The organism is Mesorhizobium sp. ESP6-5 (genome assembly GCF_020164695.1).
Classification (GTDB): domain Bacteria; phylum Pseudomonadota; class Alphaproteobacteria; order Rhizobiales; family Rhizobiaceae; genus Mesorhizobium; species Mesorhizobium australicum.
This window is the reverse complement of sequence record NZ_JAIUGR010000007.1, coordinates 172,567-188,149: the sequence shown is the minus strand read 5'-3', so window position 1 is coordinate 188,149 and position 15,583 is coordinate 172,567. Positions and strand designations below refer to the sequence as shown.

At 64.2% G+C, this 15,583-nt stretch carries 19 protein-coding genes and 1 pseudogene; 11 read left to right on the top strand and 9 right to left on the bottom strand.

The window, feature by feature from the left end; all coding sequences use genetic code 11:
* The first annotated feature begins 164 nt into the window (after positions 1-164).
* Together LB524_RS13775 and LB524_RS13770 are read left to right on the top strand one after the other, a co-directional pair.
* Positions 165-1,070, top strand: a complete 906-nt coding sequence (locus LB524_RS13775; protein WP_023775064.1) for a S1C family serine protease — start codon at positions 165-167, stop codon at positions 1,068-1,070.
* Between the two features lie 22 nt (positions 1,071-1,092).
* Complete coding sequence (locus LB524_RS13770) at positions 1,093-2,049, top strand: LysR family transcriptional regulator (RefSeq protein ID WP_224527197.1); 957 nt, start codon at positions 1,093-1,095, stop codon at positions 2,047-2,049.
* Positions 2,050-2,073: 24 nt separating this feature from the next.
* On the opposite strand, the gene LB524_RS13765 is transcribed toward LB524_RS13770, so the two are convergent.
* Together LB524_RS13765 and LB524_RS13760 are read right to left on the bottom strand one after the other, a co-directional pair.
* Positions 2,074-2,802: an SDR family oxidoreductase gene (locus LB524_RS13765; RefSeq protein ID WP_224527194.1), complete on the bottom strand. Its 729-nt coding sequence runs from the start codon at positions 2,800-2,802 to the stop codon at positions 2,074-2,076.
* Between the two features lie 152 nt (positions 2,803-2,954).
* Positions 2,955-3,410 (bottom strand): MarR family winged helix-turn-helix transcriptional regulator, encoded by a 456-nt coding sequence (locus LB524_RS13760; RefSeq protein WP_224527191.1) that lies wholly within the window; start codon positions 3,408-3,410, stop codon positions 2,955-2,957.
* Between the two features lie 65 nt (positions 3,411-3,475).
* Here LB524_RS13760 and LB524_RS13755 point away from each other — a divergent pair, with 65 nt between their 5' ends.
* Positions 3,476-3,949: a cupin domain-containing protein gene (locus tag LB524_RS13755; RefSeq protein WP_224527188.1), complete on the top strand. Its 474-nt coding sequence runs from the start codon at positions 3,476-3,478 to the stop codon at positions 3,947-3,949.
* Positions 3,950-3,973: 24 nt separating this feature from the next.
* On the opposite strand, the gene LB524_RS13750 is transcribed toward LB524_RS13755, so the two are convergent.
* Positions 3,974-4,585, bottom strand: coding sequence for a hypothetical protein (locus LB524_RS13750; RefSeq protein ID WP_140716435.1), 612 nt, complete (start codon positions 4,583-4,585; stop codon positions 3,974-3,976).
* Positions 4,586-4,828: 243 nt separating this feature from the next.
* On the opposite strand from LB524_RS13750, the gene LB524_RS13745 reads away from it, so the two are divergent.
* Positions 4,829-5,428 (top strand): YdeI/OmpD-associated family protein, encoded by a 600-nt coding sequence (locus tag LB524_RS13745; protein WP_224527185.1) that lies wholly within the window; start codon positions 4,829-4,831, stop codon positions 5,426-5,428.
* Here the strand turns inward: LB524_RS13745 and LB524_RS13740 are convergent.
* A complete protein-coding gene (locus LB524_RS13740) occupies positions 5,407-6,384 on the bottom strand; it encodes a LysR family transcriptional regulator (RefSeq protein WP_224527182.1) in 978 nt (325 codons plus the stop codon). The genes LB524_RS13745 and LB524_RS13740 overlap by 22 nt on opposite strands.
* 125 nt (positions 6,385-6,509) lie before the next feature.
* Between LB524_RS13740 and LB524_RS13735 the strand changes: the two genes are divergently transcribed.
* The 4 genes and pseudogenes from LB524_RS13735 to LB524_RS13720 form a co-directional block, all read left to right on the top strand.
* The gene (locus LB524_RS13735; RefSeq protein ID WP_224527179.1) at positions 6,510-6,989 is read left to right on the top strand and encodes a carboxymuconolactone decarboxylase family protein; all 480 of its coding nucleotides are present in this window, start codon (positions 6,510-6,512) and stop codon (positions 6,987-6,989) included.
* Between the two features lie 54 nt (positions 6,990-7,043).
* Positions 7,044-7,796: an SDR family oxidoreductase gene (locus tag LB524_RS13730; protein WP_140617941.1), complete on the top strand. Its 753-nt coding sequence runs from the start codon at positions 7,044-7,046 to the stop codon at positions 7,794-7,796.
* Positions 7,797-7,839: 43 nt separating this feature from the next.
* Positions 7,840-8,268, top strand: coding sequence for a cupin domain-containing protein (locus LB524_RS13725; RefSeq protein WP_140663463.1), 429 nt, complete (start codon positions 7,840-7,842; stop codon positions 8,266-8,268).
* 68 nt (positions 8,269-8,336) lie between these two features.
* Positions 8,337-8,521 (top strand): annotated as a pseudogene (locus LB524_RS13720) (hypothetical protein); the annotation flags it as partial.
* 82 nt (positions 8,522-8,603) lie between these two features.
* Here the strand turns inward: LB524_RS13720 and LB524_RS13715 are convergent.
* Together LB524_RS13715 and LB524_RS13710 are read right to left on the bottom strand one after the other, a co-directional pair.
* Positions 8,604-9,092, bottom strand: a complete 489-nt coding sequence (locus LB524_RS13715; protein WP_015316869.1) for an RrF2 family transcriptional regulator — start codon at positions 9,090-9,092, stop codon at positions 8,604-8,606.
* A 116-nt stretch (positions 9,093-9,208) separates the two neighbouring features.
* Positions 9,209-9,838 carry a glutathione S-transferase family protein gene (locus LB524_RS13710; protein WP_224527176.1) on the bottom strand — a complete coding sequence of 210 codons (630 nt, stop codon included), beginning with the start codon at positions 9,836-9,838 and terminating at the stop codon, positions 9,209-9,211.
* A 177-nt stretch (positions 9,839-10,015) separates the two neighbouring features.
* Between LB524_RS13710 and LB524_RS13705 the strand changes: the two genes are divergently transcribed.
* Entirely contained in the window at positions 10,016-10,714 is a 699-nt protein-coding gene (locus LB524_RS13705; RefSeq protein ID WP_224527173.1) for an SDR family NAD(P)-dependent oxidoreductase, read from the top strand.
* Positions 10,715-10,911: 197 nt separating this feature from the next.
* Here the strand turns inward: LB524_RS13705 and LB524_RS13700 are convergent, their stop codons facing one another.
* Both LB524_RS13700 and LB524_RS13695 read right to left on the bottom strand, forming a co-directional pair.
* A complete protein-coding gene (locus tag LB524_RS13700; protein ID WP_224527170.1) occupies positions 10,912-11,199 on the bottom strand; it encodes a hypothetical protein in 288 nt (95 codons plus the stop codon).
* Between the two features lie 155 nt (positions 11,200-11,354).
* A complete protein-coding gene (locus LB524_RS13695; RefSeq protein ID WP_015316871.1) occupies positions 11,355-11,669 on the bottom strand; it encodes an EthD family reductase in 315 nt (104 codons plus the stop codon).
* Positions 11,670-11,945: 276 nt separating this feature from the next.
* Here LB524_RS13695 and LB524_RS13690 point away from each other — a divergent pair, with 276 nt between their 5' ends.
* The gene (locus LB524_RS13690) at positions 11,946-13,568 is read left to right on the top strand and encodes an ABC-F family ATP-binding cassette domain-containing protein (protein WP_140663454.1); all 1,623 of its coding nucleotides are present in this window, start codon (positions 11,946-11,948) and stop codon (positions 13,566-13,568) included.
* Between the two features lie 142 nt (positions 13,569-13,710).
* Here LB524_RS13690 and LB524_RS13685 read toward each other — a convergent pair whose 3' ends face one another.
* Entirely contained in the window at positions 13,711-15,246 is a 1,536-nt protein-coding gene (locus LB524_RS13685; RefSeq protein ID WP_224527167.1) for a winged helix-turn-helix domain-containing tetratricopeptide repeat protein, read from the bottom strand.
* A 112-nt stretch (positions 15,247-15,358) separates the two neighbouring features.
* Between LB524_RS13685 and LB524_RS13680 the strand changes: the two genes are divergently transcribed.
* Complete coding sequence (locus tag LB524_RS13680; protein WP_140824042.1) at positions 15,359-15,547, top strand: hypothetical protein; 189 nt, start codon at positions 15,359-15,361, stop codon at positions 15,545-15,547.
* Positions 15,548-15,583: the final 36 nt, after the last annotated feature.

Below are 15,583 nucleotides of genomic sequence, written 5' to 3'. Positions count from 1 at the left end.
ATGTTAATCTTGGGCCGCCGCATTGTCCTGCCGGGCGTTCGAACCTCGAAAGGCCAAGTGATTGGCTTCGTGGTCCATGGCCACCGTTCTCACCCCTTGCGCCTTCTCCCGCGTGGCATACCTATACAACAAGCCGCCAGGCATTCGCATCGCAGGACAAAATCATGACCATCAATCCCAATCCGCGCTCCGTGGTTGCCGTGCGGGCGACCGTTCCGGAGGATGCCTTCACGGCCGGGGCCCTCGGCACGCTCAGGGAAGGCAGCGGCGTCGTCATCCGCGATGACGGGCTGGTGCTGACCATCGGCTATCTCATCACCGAGGCGGAAGAGGTCTGGCTGACCTCGCATGACGGCCGTGTCATTCCCGCGCATGCGCTGGCCTACGACCAGGAATCAGGCTTTGGCCTCGTCCAGGCGCTGGCGCCGACCGGCCTGCCGGCCGTGGCGCTGGGCGATGCCGGCAAGGCCAGGATCGGCGACGCGGTGGTGCTTGCCGACGGCATCGGTCGGGCAGTCGAGGCCAAGATCGTCACCAAGCAGGAATTCGCCGGCTATTGGGAGTATCTGCTGGACGAGGCGATCTTCATCGCGCCGGCGCATCCGTCCTGGGGCGGCGCGCCCTTGTTCAGCGCCGAGGGCGCACTGCTCGGCATCGGTTCGCTGCGCCTGCAGATGAGCCGCGCCGGCGAGGTGGCCGATATCAACATGGTGGTGCCGATCGACCTGTTGCCGCCGATCCTCGACGACCTGCTGACGCGTGGCCAGGTGGCCAAGCCGCCGCGCCCGTGGCTCGGGGCGCTGTCGGCCGAAAGCGACGGTAAGGTGGTGGTGATGAGCGTGACCGAGGGCGGCCCGGCCGCCAAGGCCGGCCTGCGCGAAGGCGACGTCATCTCCGAGGTTCGCGACGGCGCGGTCGACGGGCTCGCCGATTTCTATCGCAAGCTGTGGGAAAGCGGTTCGGCCGGTGCCGAGATCCCGATGCGGGTGGTGCGCGACGGCCGCGAAACGTGGCTGCGTGTGAAATCCGCCGACCGCGGCAGTTTCCTGAAAAAGCCGCAGCTGCAGTAGGCCGGGCGATTTCGGCCAGCCGATGCATCCAAGACTGCTCAAGACCTTCCTCGCGGTGGCGCGCTGCCGTACCGTCACGCGCGCCGCCGAGACGGTTCATCTCGCCCAGTCGAGTGTGAGCGACCAGGTCCAGTCGCTGGAGGCCGAGCTTGGCGCTGTCTTGTTCACGCGCTCGAAGTCGGGCCTGGAACTGACGCCGGCGGGACTGGTGTTGAAGCCTATCGCCGAGGAATTGCTGCGGCTCGATGCCGAAGCGCGGGCGGCGGTGCTCGCTGTGGCGGGACAGACCAGCGGAGCGCTGACCATCGGCGCGCTGGAGACGATCGCCTCGGCCCGGCTGGCGCCCTGGCTGCCGGGGTTCCAGGCCAGTTATCCTGATATCGCCGTGCGCATGAAAGTGACTGATAGCGGCGCGCTGCTGCGCCTGCTGGAGGAGGGCGACATCGATGTCGCCTTCTGTTTCGAGCGCCGCGATATGTCCAACGGCGGCGCCAATCAGCGCTTCGCCAGGCGCACGATTTTGGCCGAACCGCTGGCGCTGGTCACCGCGCCGGGGCAGAAGCCGGTTCCGTGCGACCTGGCCGCCCTTGCCGCGCTGCGCTTCGTGGCAACGGAGCCTGGATGCATCTACCGGCACATGTTCGACACCGCCTTTGCCGAGGCGGGCACTGGTACGCCTGAACTTGCCGCCGAAGTCGGCAGCATCGGTGCCATTGCCCGGCTGGTGGCGGCCGGCGCGGGGCTGGGCCTCATTCCACGTCTGGCGGTCAGCGACGCGCTCAAGCGTCGTGAGCTGATCGAACTGCCTTGGCCTGGCCCGGAACAGGCGGCGCCGCTGACGATGATCTGGCGGCGTCGGCGCGTCCAGCCGCCGGCATTGCGCCGACTGCTCGCCGCCGCGCGCGACATGCAGGCGCCGGCATCCTCGAAAGCCAGTTCAGACGCTGAATCCTCAAGCCGCTCCAAGGCCCTGCTTTAACAGCATTTCGCAGAGCCGTCCGTTTTAGACGAGACGATGTCCGCCCTCGACGTGGAGCGTCGTGCCGGTGGCAAAGCCATTGCCGATGAGGAAGGCGATCGCGTCGGCGATGTCCTCGGGCTGGCCGATCCTGCCGACCGGCAGCCGCTCGGCCATCGCCGCAAGCGTGTCTGCCTTCCTGTCGCCCGCCACTTGCGCCCAAATTTCGGTATCGACCCAGCCGGGTGACACCGCGTTGACGCGGAGCGGCGCGAGTTCTATGGCCAACGCCCGCACCAGCCCTTCGAGCGCGGCATTGACGGCGGCGACGACCGAGCCGCGCGCGGCCGGCCGGTAGGCGGCGATGCCGGAGACGAAGGTCATCGATCCAGCCACTGCCAGCCGTGGCGCACCATGCTTGGCAAGCAGCAGCGGGCCGAAGAGCTTGCTGTCGACCACGCGTTGCGCCGCCTCGAGACCGAGCTCCGGCAGCAGCCGGTAGGCGCCTTCGATGTCGGCGGCGGTGCTGACGATATGGTCGAGGCCGCCGATCCCGGCGAACAACGCCCCGACCTGGTCTTCCCGCGTAATGTCGACAGTGGCCATCCCCAGCCCTGCGGGATTGCCCAGCGCCTCACGCGCCTGCCGCAGCCTGTTCTCGCCGCGCCCGGCGATGATGACTTCGGCCCCGGCTTCGAGGCAGCGCCTTGCAAGCGCGAGGCCCATGCCGGATCCGCCGCCGACGATCAGGATTCTCTGGTTCGAAATGCTCATTCCGCTCTGCCTTCGTTGGTTGGACAAGGGCAGGGAATTGGCAGCTCGATGCGGTGAGGGGAAACGGAAGAAACCGATGGTGCTATCGGAGATGCCGATTGGTCGACGCCGTGCGGTTTGGAAACCCGATTGCCTCGATGGCCGAAGCTTGGTCAACGGGCCAGCGGGCTATCCCAGACTGCGAACAAGAGCGCCTTAAGTTCGGCGAAGCGCTTCGGCCCAAGTTCGGTGCGCCAGTCCTCCTCGATGTCGCGCAATGTGTCGACCATTTTCCAGAAAGCGGCGTGGCCGCGCTCGGTGGACCGCACCACGCGCGCGCTGCCTTCGCCGTCGGAGCGGACGAGATAACCGTAGCCTTCCAGACTGGTGAGCAGCTGGTTGATGGCCTGCTTGCTCATGCCGGCACGCTCGGCGATCGTGCCGGGCCGCGCGCCGTCCGGGCCGGGAAACTGCAGCACGGCCATATGCGGCAGACGCAGTTCGTCGAAGCCGGCGGCATTGAGCTCCCTGATCAGCCGGCGCTGGATCGCCTGGGCTGGCACGCGCAGCAGGGCGCCGATCAAAAGATCCTCGGTCTTGGTCTGCAGAACTTCGGTGGAGGTGGCCATTGACGATCCGGTAAATTGAATTTACTGATAGCTAGTAAATGTAATTTACCGGAGGGGTTTGCGCAATGTCATCCATGAATCCTGGGGTCAACCCAGCCGATGAAACCATCGGCACCCAGGGGCTGTCGGTCCGTTTCCTGGTGTCGGGCGAAAATTCGAACGGCAGCGTCGCCGCTTTCGAACTGATGGTGCCAAGCGCGCAGCGCTTGCCCGCGCCGGCGCACAGCCACGACCATTACGAGGAAACGATCTACGGCATTGACGGGGTTTTGACCTGGACCGTGAACGGCAAGCCGATCGAGGTTGGGCCGGGGGAGGCGCTGTGCATTCCACGCGGCGCCGTCCACCGCTTCGACAATAACGGCACCCGGGATGCCAAGACGCTGTGCGTCATCACGCCGGCGGCAATTGGTCCGGACTATTTCCGCGAGGCATTCGGTCTGCTTAACGCCGCTGCCGGCGGGCCGCCCGACAAAGCTGCGATGATGGAGATCATGCGCCGTCACGGCCTGACGCCGGCAATGCCGCCACCGGCCTGATGCCGGCCGAAGCCCAGCGAGCCATTATTCCTGGCAAGCAGCGAAGGCGTCGCCCGAGTTCCAGTCCCGGAATGCGATGGTCTTGCCTTCCGCCGACACGGTCTTGTGCTTCGTGCTGCCGTCCGGCTGCTGCTTCGAGCTGGTGCCCTTCCCGGTCAGCACATTGTAGTCACAGGCGCTGGCGGCATTCTCCTGCAGGTAATCATCGGAATCGTAGGCGAAGCCGGCAACGATGAAGGCGCCGTTGCGGTAGGCGACGGTCAGCGTCTGGTTGGTGCGCTCGCTGCCGATCTCCGGCGCCGGCAGATGGAATTTGATCGAGCCGTTGGGCAGCATTGTCAGTTCCGGCTCGGCGTTGGAGTTCTCGTAGCCCGGCCGGTCGTAGCCGTTCCACTCGCCACCGATCTGTTCGCGCACGATCTCGACAGGCTTGAGGTAATTGTGCTCCTTGTCCCCGAGGAAGAAATGAATGTCCATCGGGTCGGTCGGGCCGGTCTCGACCACCATGGCAAGGTCGGGAGCGCCGTCGCCGTTGAAGTCGCCGGTCAGCGCGGTGATGATCTTGCGGGTTTCGATCGGTTCGGCCAGCGCCACGCCCGGCAGCAACAAGGCAAGGCCGAAGAGCAGAGATTTCATTGCGGCATATCCCCCCGCGTGGCATTTGTGGTCCTATAGCACGGTGGGGAAGCGTCGTGCTCCTCCATCTGGTCGGGCGCGCTTCAGCCGCAACGCGGCAATCCATGGTGTGTTTCCAACTTCATGACAGCGTCTCCACTGCTGACGGGAATTGGGTGTGATGCCATGATGCCGGCCGCAGGATGACGGAGGCAAGATGACAGCGGCCCCAGCGACAACAATTCTGAACCGGCAGGCCCGCTGATGGCTCCGGTCAAGGTCGATCCCGAAAAGGTCAGGGAATTTCCCGACGCGGCCAGTTTCCATACCTGGCTCGGCCAGCACCACGCCACGGAAACCGAAGTGTGGATCAAGGTTCACAAGGTAGGCTCGGGACTGAAGTCGATCACACCGAAGGAAGCCATCGACGTCGCGCTGTGCTTCGGCTGGATCGACGCCGTGCGCAAGGGGCTGGACGAGAACAGTTTCCTGCAGCGCTACACGCCGCGCGGCAAAAAAAGCATCTGGAGCAAGATCAACATCGACAATGTCGCGCGGCTCATCGAGGAGGGCCGCATGACCGAGCACGGGCTGAAACAGGTCGAGGCGGCCAAGGCCGACGGGCGCTGGGCACGTGCCTATGGCAGCGGCAAGGAATTGAAAATCCCCGATGATTTGCAAGCGGCGATCGATGCCGAGCCGGCGGCCAAGGCGATGTTGGAAAAGCTCAGCGCGCAGAACCGCTTCTCGCTCGCCTTTCGCACCCACAACATGAAGACCGAAGCCGGGCGCAAGAAGAAGATCGAAGCCTTCGTGGCGATGCTGAAGCGCGGCGAGACGATCTATCCGCAGGGAAAGAAATAGGAGCCTTCAGACGCGGTAGTGTGGGTCAAGGGTCCGGGAATTGTCCGCACGGGCGCCGACGACGCCATCAAGACATCGCCGCGGACGGCCTGGATAAGAAAGTCGAGCACCGTTGTCACACGCAGCGGGATATTCCGGCGGGACGGGTAGACGACATTGATCGGCAGGCGCGTCGGCGGAAAATTCGGCATCAGCTTGACCAGCCTGCCCACTTCGATGTCCGATCCGGCGAGGATGTGGGAAAGCACCGCAAGCCCGGCTCCCGCCAGGGTCGCGCGATGGACGGCCATCGAATTGTTGGCGACGAGGCGGGGCTCAATCCGCAGAACCACTTCCTCCGCTCCGCTGGAGAACGACCACGACCGGCCGTCCCCGCCACGGCTGTAGCAAATGCAGGAGTGATCCTTGATGTCTTGCGGCGTTCGCGGTGTGTCGCGTCCCTCGATGTAGGCTGGCGAGGCCACGAGAAAGGCTGTTGTCCAGCCGATCCGGCGGCAGATCAGGCTGCTGTCACAGACCGGCCCGAGGCGTACCTCTAGATCGATCGCATTCGCGACCACGTCCGACGGTTCATCCCGAAGGAGCAGTTCGACCTGAAGTGCCGGATGGCGCTCCAACAGCCCTGCCAGGCGGTCGCTGAGGAAGAAGCCGAGGGGCGTCGGCAGGCTGAGCCTCACCTTTCCGGATACGGCTACCGCTTGGGCGCCGCTGGCCTCGCCGAGCGCTTCGACCGCTTCGATGACGCGCAGCGCCATCGGCAGCATCCGTTCACCCTCCGCCGTCAAGGCGAGCGCGCTCGTCGTGCGGTGCAGGAGGCGCGTCTTGAGATGCGATTCCAGCGCGGAGACCTGCCGGGATATAGCCGGCTGCGTCAGATCGAGGTCGATGGCGGCCGCTGAGAAGGATTTTGTCTGCGCCACCCGCAGGAACGTTCGCAACGCCGATACGACGTCCATCCTCGCCCTCATACTTTTCGACATAAGCCTTATGTTCGCATCGTAGGCGGGTGGCGCTTTACTGTCCAGTCATTATGGATATTAATTGTCCTTAAGGACACAAGATATCCAAAAAAGGAAAAGCCATGACGCAGCGCCTGAACGCCGCCCAGCAATCGCCTGAACTCTTCAAGAAGCTCCTCGATTTCAGCATGGCCGAGACACATGGCGCGATCGAAGAGAAGCTCCGCGATCTGGTCCACGTCAGGGCATCCCAGATCAATGGCTGCGCCTTCTGCCTCGACATGCACGTCAAGGAAGCAAAGATCCACGGCGAGAGCGAGCTGCGGCTGTACCATCTCGCCGTCTGGCGCGAATCGATCCTATTCATTCCCCGAGAACGTGCCGCCCTTGCCTGGACCGAAGCCGTCACCAAACTCCCCGAAGGCGGTATCCCGGACGAGCTCTATGAACGCGTGCGCGGGCAGCTTTCGGAGAACGAAATCTCCGACCTCACCTTCTCGATCATGGCCATCAACGCCTGGAACCGTGTCAGCGTCGCCTTCAAGACCGTGCCCGGCTCCGCGGACAAGCTCTATGGCCTCGACAAGGCCGGCCTGAACTGACCTCTCCCTCAACGAACCAGCAACGACGCGGCGCGGCCGCGAACGGAGACTATCATGAAAATCGTCATCATCGGGGGCACCGGGCTTATCGGCTCCAAGACGGTCGAACGGCTGCGCAAGCAGGGCTGCGAGGTGGTTGCCGCCGCCCCGAATACCGGCGTCAACACCATCACGGGCGAAGGCCTGGAGGTGGCGCTGGCTGGCGCCGAGGTCGTCATCGACCTCGCCAATTCACCTTCGTTCGAGGACCAGCCCGCCATGGATTTCTTCACCACTTCAGGCCGCAACCTGCTCGCCGCGGGCAAAATTGCCAGGGTCAGGCACCACATCGCGCTCTCGGTTGTCGGGACCGAACGCCTGCAGGACTGCGGCTATTTTCGCGCCAAGCTCGTCCAGGAAGAGCTGATCAAGGCCTCCGGCATCCCCTACACCATCGTTCATTCGACGCAGTTCATGGAATTCCTGGCCAGCATCGCCAAGTCCGGCACGGTCGGCGAGGCCGTGCACCTGTCGCCGGCCTATGTGCAGCCTATCGCATCGGACGACGTCGCCGATGCGATGGCCGGGATCGCGCTCGGCGCGCCGATCAACGGCATGATCGAGATTTCCGGTCCGGAGCGTGCGCGCATGAGCGAACTCGTCGCCCGCTACCTCAAGGCTGTCGGCGATCCCCGCGAGGTCGTGGCTGATCCGGAGGCGCTCTACTTCGGCGCGAGGCTGAACGACACTTCGCTCGTCTCCGACAACAATCCGCGCCTTGGCCGCATCACCTTCGAACAATGGTTCGCCACCGCGGCGCGGAAATGACCGCCAGGATGCGCCGTAGCTCAACACACAAAGGAGTTTTCGAATGATCAAGTCAATCGCCATCGCGCTCGCCCTGACGGCGGCACTGGCCGGCCCGGTTGGAGCCAAGGAGGCCCATCGCGCCGGCGAGAAGGCCGCCAAGGTCACCCTCGTCTATGAGCATGAACTGCCGAATGCCCCCGGCAAGAGCATCAAGGGCATCCTCGTCGAATATGGCCCGGGCGGCTATTCGGAGGCGCATACGCATCCAAGCTCCGCCTTCATCTATGCCACCGTTCTGGAAGGCTCCATCCGCAGCCAGGTCAACGACGACCCGGTCAAGGTCTACAAGGCCGGCGAGAGCTTTTCGGAGATGCCGGGTGATCGCCACAGTGTTAGCGAAAACGGCAGCGAGACGAAGCCCGCGAAGCTGCTGGCGGTGTTCGTGGTCGATAGCGCCCAGAAGGAATTGACCTATCCGGCCAAGAAATAGGGGCGCAAGGCCGGTCGCCCTTCCTCGCGTCCGGCCCTGCCGCCAGCCAAAATACTGTCGGTGAGCCCATGTTCGGCGATCCTCATTTCCTGGCTCTGGTCTTGATCAACCTTCTCGGGCTTGCCGGCATCGTGTCTGGTATTTCCAGGGCCGTGGGCGTCTCATGGCACGCCTGAGGCCGCGAGAAGCGCGCCTGCTCCAGGACCTGGTGGTCGCCGCCATCTATCTCGGCGTGGCGCTGTCGATAACGGGCGCCCGGAACGATGCGGGCATGGCTAGCCGCCTGCATGCCGGCGACGGGAGACCGGCCGCCCGCGACGGTCATGCGGCCACGTTCATCCGGCGCGCTCTAGCACCCATTCGAAGCTGTTTTTCCAAAGCTCCGCGGGGATGTCGAGCGCCAACGCTTCGGTGAGGTCGGAAAGCCTGACGGCGCGCAATTTTGCGCGCCAGGCCTCATCGGCCTCCCACATGATGCGCGCCACCGGGCAAGGATTGCTTTCGCAATAGCCCTGGGGACGACACGGATTGTTCTCGCGGATATTGTTGCAGACAAACGTCCGCGCCTTGCCCTCAACCGCCTCCACGATGTCGAGGAAGGTCAGCTCTGCCGGCGTCCGCGCCAACCGGTATCCACCCGACGGCCCCAGCGTCGTGTGCACCAGTCCCGCCTGCGACAGGCTTTGCAGTGCCTTGGAGAGATATTCCTTGGGAAGGCCGTGGAACTCGGCAAGCGCTTTTGTGGAGAGATACCGCCCCTCGGGCAGACCGGCGAGAATGGCGCAGCAGTGCAGTGCCCATTCGACTTGGCTTTTCAGGATCATCCACGGGTTCCCGGGCCGGTACCGACCGACCTATTAAGGATAAAAAGTATCCCTATTCCACCGCGGTGTAAACAGAGACGGATTCTGGCGGGAGCCAGATCCGTCAGCGCATGCGCTCAGGCTCCGGAATGCGGATCGATGCCGTAGGGGTGGACGGGGTAGCCGGGTCCGATGGCATCGCGCACGCGCTCCGTCCATGCGGCGAACGCCGGATAGTCCGCGAGCGAAAAGCCGCAATCCCCAGCGCGGTGGCTGTAGGCATAGACGGCGATGTCGGCCACGGTGAAGTCGTTGCCGGCGAGGCAAGGCGTCTCGCCAAGGCTGCGGTCCAGGGCGGCGAGCGTACGGGCTCCGGCTTCGCGTTTTCCGGCAACCATGGCCTGGTTGCGCTCGAGCCGTCCCGTCAAGGTCCAGAAGCGCAGCGAGCCGATGACGGGCTCGATATTGTACTGTTCGAAGAACAGCCATTGCATGACCTTGGCACGCCGATAGCGGTCCGACGGCAGGAAGGACGTGCCTTCGGCGAGGTAGGTGAGGATCGCATTGGATTCGGCAATAGCGCTGCCGTCTTGGAGTTGAAGTACGGGAACAGCGCCTGCCGGGTTGAGCGCCAGGAAGGCGTCGGTATGGCTCTCGCCCTCGAAAATCGAGACGGGATGACTGTCGTAGGGAATCTCAAGCAATCCGAGCAGGACCCGGACCTTCCAGCCGTTCTGCGATGGCAGATAATCGTGGAGCGTGAGCATGACCGGTCCTCATGATGGATCAACGATCGCATGGCGCAGCGCCGGCCGACACCCGATTCCTGCGCAAACCAATCCATGCAATCGATCGCACAATGACTGCGATCTCCGCCGCCTAATAAATCAATTCCCTCCGTGCCATCTTCGCTTCGATGATCGACATCCACAAAGGCATGACAGATGAACACCCAGTCCGACAAAGTCGCCCTCGTCACAGGCGCCAATCGCGGCATCGGTCAGGAAACCGGCCGGCAATTGGCCAAGCTCGGCTTCACCGTACTGCTCGGCGTGCGCGATATCGCCAAGGGCGAGGCGGCGGCCAAGGCGCTCGATGGCCATGTCGAGGTCATCGCGCTCGATGTCGCCGCGCCTGACGCGGCTCAGACGGCAGCCGAAGAGGTGCAGCGGCGGTTCGGCCGGCTCGACGTGCTGATCAACAATGCCGCCATCCATTACGACACCGGCTCGCGCGCCTCGCGGCCCGACTGGACCGTCATCCGCGAGGCGTTCGAGACCAACGTCTTCGGCGCCTGGCGGGCGGGCGCCGCCTTCGCGCCGCTGCTCGGGGCGGGCGGCCATGGCCGACTGGTCAATGTGTCGTCCGAAGGCGGTTCGCTAGCCTCGATGGGGGCGGGGACGCCGGCCTATTCGACCTCGAAGGCGACGCTCAACGCGCTGACGCGCGTGCTGGCGGCGGAGCTGCGCGGCTCCGGCGTGCTGGTCAATGCCGTCTGCCCTGGCTGGGTCGCCACCGACATGGGAGGACCGGGCGGACGCCCGGTCGCGCAAGGGGCGGCCGGCATCGTCTGGGCCGCGACCTTGCCGGACGACGGCCCGACCGGCGGCTTTTTTCGCGATGGCGAGAGATTGCCGTGGTGACGGCAGGACTGCCGTGGTGATGGCGTGCAGAATTCCTCGACCGCGTTCTACCCGGATTCCATCCAGATCCGTCATCAGGACTTTGCCGCCATCCAGCAAGGGCAAGACATGCTGCGCGAGGGCGGACCGCTCGCGGCATTGCCCGCAGGAAAAGGCCGCCCTTTTCGCGACGGGTCTTCAAGGGTGATGACTGCTCGTCACTGGTTGAGGTCGACCGGTGTCACACCGAGGAGCTTCAGGGCGTTGGCGTAGGTCCGGATGCCTTGCGCCTGCTTGCTTTCGGCACAGAACCGGTTCGCCTTGTCCTGCAGTGCCGTTGCCTGCGCGATCTGGCTCGCACTGGCACCGGGCCTGGCCTTGGTCTGGATGGCGCCGTCGAGTTGAAGACCGAGCCGGCTGCAATATTCGCTTCGGGTGACCGCCGCCTCCGCACCCGACTGTGCGACCGCGAGCATGGCCAGCGAAATGCCTGCGAGGGCACTCATCCATCCGGTCGAATGTCGTTGCATCGCAGGCAGCATCCCTTTGCATTGGTGGCGACCGCTGTCCGGTTGCCACGAGCATGTTATGCCCGACGATGTTTTCCTCAGTTTTTCCCGGATGTTGAATCTTGTTTCTGGAGTGTTTCTGGCGGTCGGGATCACACCTCGTCGGCGTCGAACAACAGCATCGTCAGATCGTCGTCGCCCGGAGCCAGTATCCGCCGGTCGGCGGCGCAGGCGACGCCGACTTCCGAGGCGAAGGCGGCGCGGATGTCGTCGAGGCTGTCGAAATACAATGTTCCCACCAGATAAGGCATCTCGCCCGCCGAGAGCTTGACGATGGGCCGCCTGCTGACATCATAGCGCCGCAGCCCGGGAAGCTTCTTGGCAAGTGGTATGTGCACGTCGAAATAGTGGCGGTCGAAGGCGGCCGGATCGGCCGGGGTTTTGTAGATCACGAGCATCTTGGCCATTGCCATGGTCCTGTCCTGTTGGCGTTTCTGGTCTGGCCGTGCAGGCCACCGCGTCAAAGTCGTTCGACAAGGGCGGATTTCGACCGCCCGCCGATTTTTCATGGACGCCGGCAGGCAGGAGCAGCCATGCAAACCGCCGATTTCCGCCAGTTGAGGAAATCGGCGCCTCGTGCTCCGCCAGGCATCTGCGGCGCTTCTGCCTCTTCCCCTGGCATCTTCATTCGCGTAAGGGCGCGGGCAAATCCTCCAATCTCCTTTGAGCCTCCCCGGATCACCATGATCAGACTTGAAAACATCGGCAAACAGAACGGCCGTCAGCTTGTCTTCATCGAGGCGTCGGCCACGCTGCAGAAGGGCGAGAAGATCGGCCTCGTCGGGCCGAACGGCGCCGGCAAGACGACCTTGTTTCGCATGATCACCGGCCAGGAGCAGCCTGACGAGGGCCAGGTGCAGGTCGATCGTGGCGTCACCATCGGCTATTTCAGCCAGGATGTCGGCGACATGGCCGGCCACAGCGCGGTCGCGGAAGTGATGAACGGTGCTGGGCCGGTGAGCGACGTGGCGGCCGAAATGGCGGAACTCGAGGCTGCGATGGCCGACCCCGACCAGGCCGACCGGATGGATGAGATCATCGAAAAGTATGGCGAGGCGCAGCATCGCTTCGAGGAACTCGACGGTTATGCGCTGGACGGGCGTGCCCGCGAGGTGCTGGACGGTCTGGGCTTCAGCCAGGAGATGATGGACGGCGACGTCGGCAAACTCTCGGGCGGCTGGAAGATGCGCGTGGCGCTGGCCCGCATCCTGCTGATGCGGCCCGACGCCATGCTGCTCGACGAACCGTCGAACCATCTCGACCTGGAAAGCCTGATCTGGCTGGAGCAGTTCCTGAAAGGCTATGACGGCGCGCTGCTGATGACCTCGCACGACCGCGAGTTCATGAACCGCATCGTCAACAAGATCGTCGAGATCGATGCGGGATCGCTCACCGCCTATTCCGGCAATTACGAATTCTACCAGCAGCAGCGGGCGATCGCCGACAAGCAGCAGCAGGCTCAGTTCGAACGTCAGCAGGCGATGCTGGCCAAGGAGATCGCCTTCATCGAGCGCTTCAAGGCGCGTGCCTCGCATGCCGCGCAGGTGCAGAGCCGAGTGAAGAAGCTAGACAAAATCGACCGCGTCGAGCCGCCAAAGCGCCGCCAGGTGGTGAATTTCGAGTTCCAGCCGGCGCCGCGCTGTGGCGAGGACGTCGTCACCTTGAAGAACGTGCACAAGGCCTATGGCAGCCGCACCATCTATGAAGGGCTCGACTTCCAGGTCCGCCGCCGCGAGCGCTGGTGCATCATGGGCGTCAATGGCGCGGGGAAATCGACGCTGCTGAAGCTGGTGGCCGGTGCTTCCGATCCCGATACCGGTACGGTGGCGCGGGGACCGAGTGTGAAAATGGGCTATTTCGCCCAGCACGCCATGGAGTTGCTCGAAGGCGAGCGCACCGTGTTCCAGACGCTGGAGGATAATTTTCCGCAGGCCGGCCAGGCGCCGCTTCGGGCACTTGCCGGCTGTTTCGGCTTTTCCGGCGACGAGATCGAGAAGAAATGCCGGGTGCTGTCAGGCGGCGAGAAGGCGCGGCTGGTGATGGCGCTGATGCTGTTCGACCCGCCCAACCTCCTGGTGCTGGACGAACCGACCAACCATCTGGACATCACCACCAAGCAGATGCTGATCGAGGCGCTGTCGCAGTATGAAGGCACGATGCTGTTCGTCTCGCACGACCGGCATTTCCTGGCCGCGCTGTCGAACCGCGTGCTCGAACTGACGCCGGAAGGCATCCACACCTATGGTGGCGGCTATACGGAATATGTCGAGCGCACTGGACAGGAAGCGCCGGGGTTGAGGAGCTGAGCGGGTAGGGGCCGTTCTCCGCAATGGAGGCCCAAAGCTTTGTATTACGCAGTTCCCTCCAGAAAGCACGACGCGCTCCTCCTGGAGCTGCACCACTAAAAAATCGGCCCCACACCGTGGTGTTGACCGCGCTGTCCAGCGCTCAGTCGAGTCCGGCGACGCGCAACCCCTCGATATAGCGCGCCCGGTCCCTTCCGTGGACGATGGGGTGGTATTTCTCGACCCAGTCCAAGGACACGGCAGGATGCAGGCGCCTCGCCTGAGACAGCGCGTGGGCAGCGGCTGCGTGATCGCCCGCCATTCCGGCCGACGCGGCGTATGTGCGCCAGGCCGTGCCGAAATTCTGCCTGAGGTCCACCGCCCGCCGCTCAAACTCGGCGGCCTCGGCATAACGGCCGGCCATGAAATGGCAGAGTCCAATGACAGAGAGGCTGCCTGCCTGCGTGAAATCGCGTGGGCTGAGGCGGTCGGCAAGCGCGACATGGTGCAGGCCGTCGTCCGGCATGCCCGCATAAGCATAGGTGGATCCGAGGATCATATGCGCGTAGGCTAGGCTCGGATTGAGGTTGATTGCCTCGGAGAGAGCCTTGACCGCCGGATCGAAACGGCGCGAGGCCATATGTACGAAGCCGGTGGCGAAGTGCGTCCAGGGGTCTTCCGGGTCGCTGCGAATGGCCCGTTGCGCCATGTCGTGGGCGGTCGCCAGGGCAGCTTGGGCATCGGCCAGTCCAAGCATCGCCTTTGCGGCGAGACCCCATGCGCTCAGGCAGTTGGCCCGCGGATAGTCGGGGTCGATGTCGATGGCTTTTTGGAGCAGCGGCTCGGCGACCTCGAAATCCGGCAGCGAGGCCCAGGTCCAGACATAGGGCATCGCCTTCATCACGTACCCCCAGGCGTCGAGGTTGCCGGGCGACCGGCTCTGGAAACGCTCCTGTTCGGCGACGTAGAGTCTGGGTTCGATGGCGCCGATCACACTTTGTGAGATCTCATCCTGCAGCCCGAAGAAATCGGCAATCTCCGCGTCGTAGCGCTCTGCCCAGATCTGGCGCGCGGTATCGGCGTCGCTCAGCCTGGCATTGATCCTGAGCCACTGTCCGGAGCGGCGCACGCTTCCGTCGAGCACATAGCGCACGCCCAGCTCGCGCCCGATCTGCTTCACGTCGACCGCCTTGCCGCCATAGGTGAATGAGGAGTTTCGCGCCGAGACGAAGAGCCAGCGCAGCCGCGCAAGGCGCGTGATGATGTCTTCGGCAAGGCCGTCGCCGAAATACTGCTGCTCGGCTTCGTCGCTGAGATTGGCAAAGGGCAGCACGGCGATCGAGGGACCGGCCTCGACGCTATCGGACGGTGCGGCGGCGTCCAGGCAATCCACCGCGCCGCCGAAGCGGTAGCCGACCCGGGGGATGGTCGCGATCCACTCTGCGTCGTCGGGACCCGGCCCAAGCAGTTTGCGGAGCATTGCTATCTGGACGGAAAGGTTGCTTTCCTCGACCGCCGCGCGTGGCCATGCCGCGTCCATCAGCTCAGCCTTGGAGAGCACTTCGCCGGCCCGCTCGACCAGTGCTGCCAGGAGCAACACGCCGCGATACCCAACGGGAATGGGCATGCGTTGCCGGAGCAGCGTTCCCGCCTCCGGGTTGAGCTCGAACGGGCCGAAAGCGAACCGTTTCCCCACCATGGTGCAAACTAGCATCTTTTCGGGGCTTTTCGGAACTATTCGGCCGCGCGCCCGGGACGAAGCTGCCCGCCCGGCTCATCCTGTCACAGTGTTTCAAGACAGGAGAGCCAGGATGTCCGCAATTGCTTTCGACCGCGTTGGACTTGAGACCGAGACCAACCGACCGGCCCCAGTGAGCAACCCGCGCTCACGCGAAGAAGAATTCCGCGCCGCTCTCGACCATTACATGGCGGATTACGTCGCCCGCCAGAAACGCTGCGCCGAGGCCAGGGATGCCGCCTCGCAACGCGATAGGGCATGACGAGGGCCAGCATCGAGATCAAGTCCGTCATCTCTG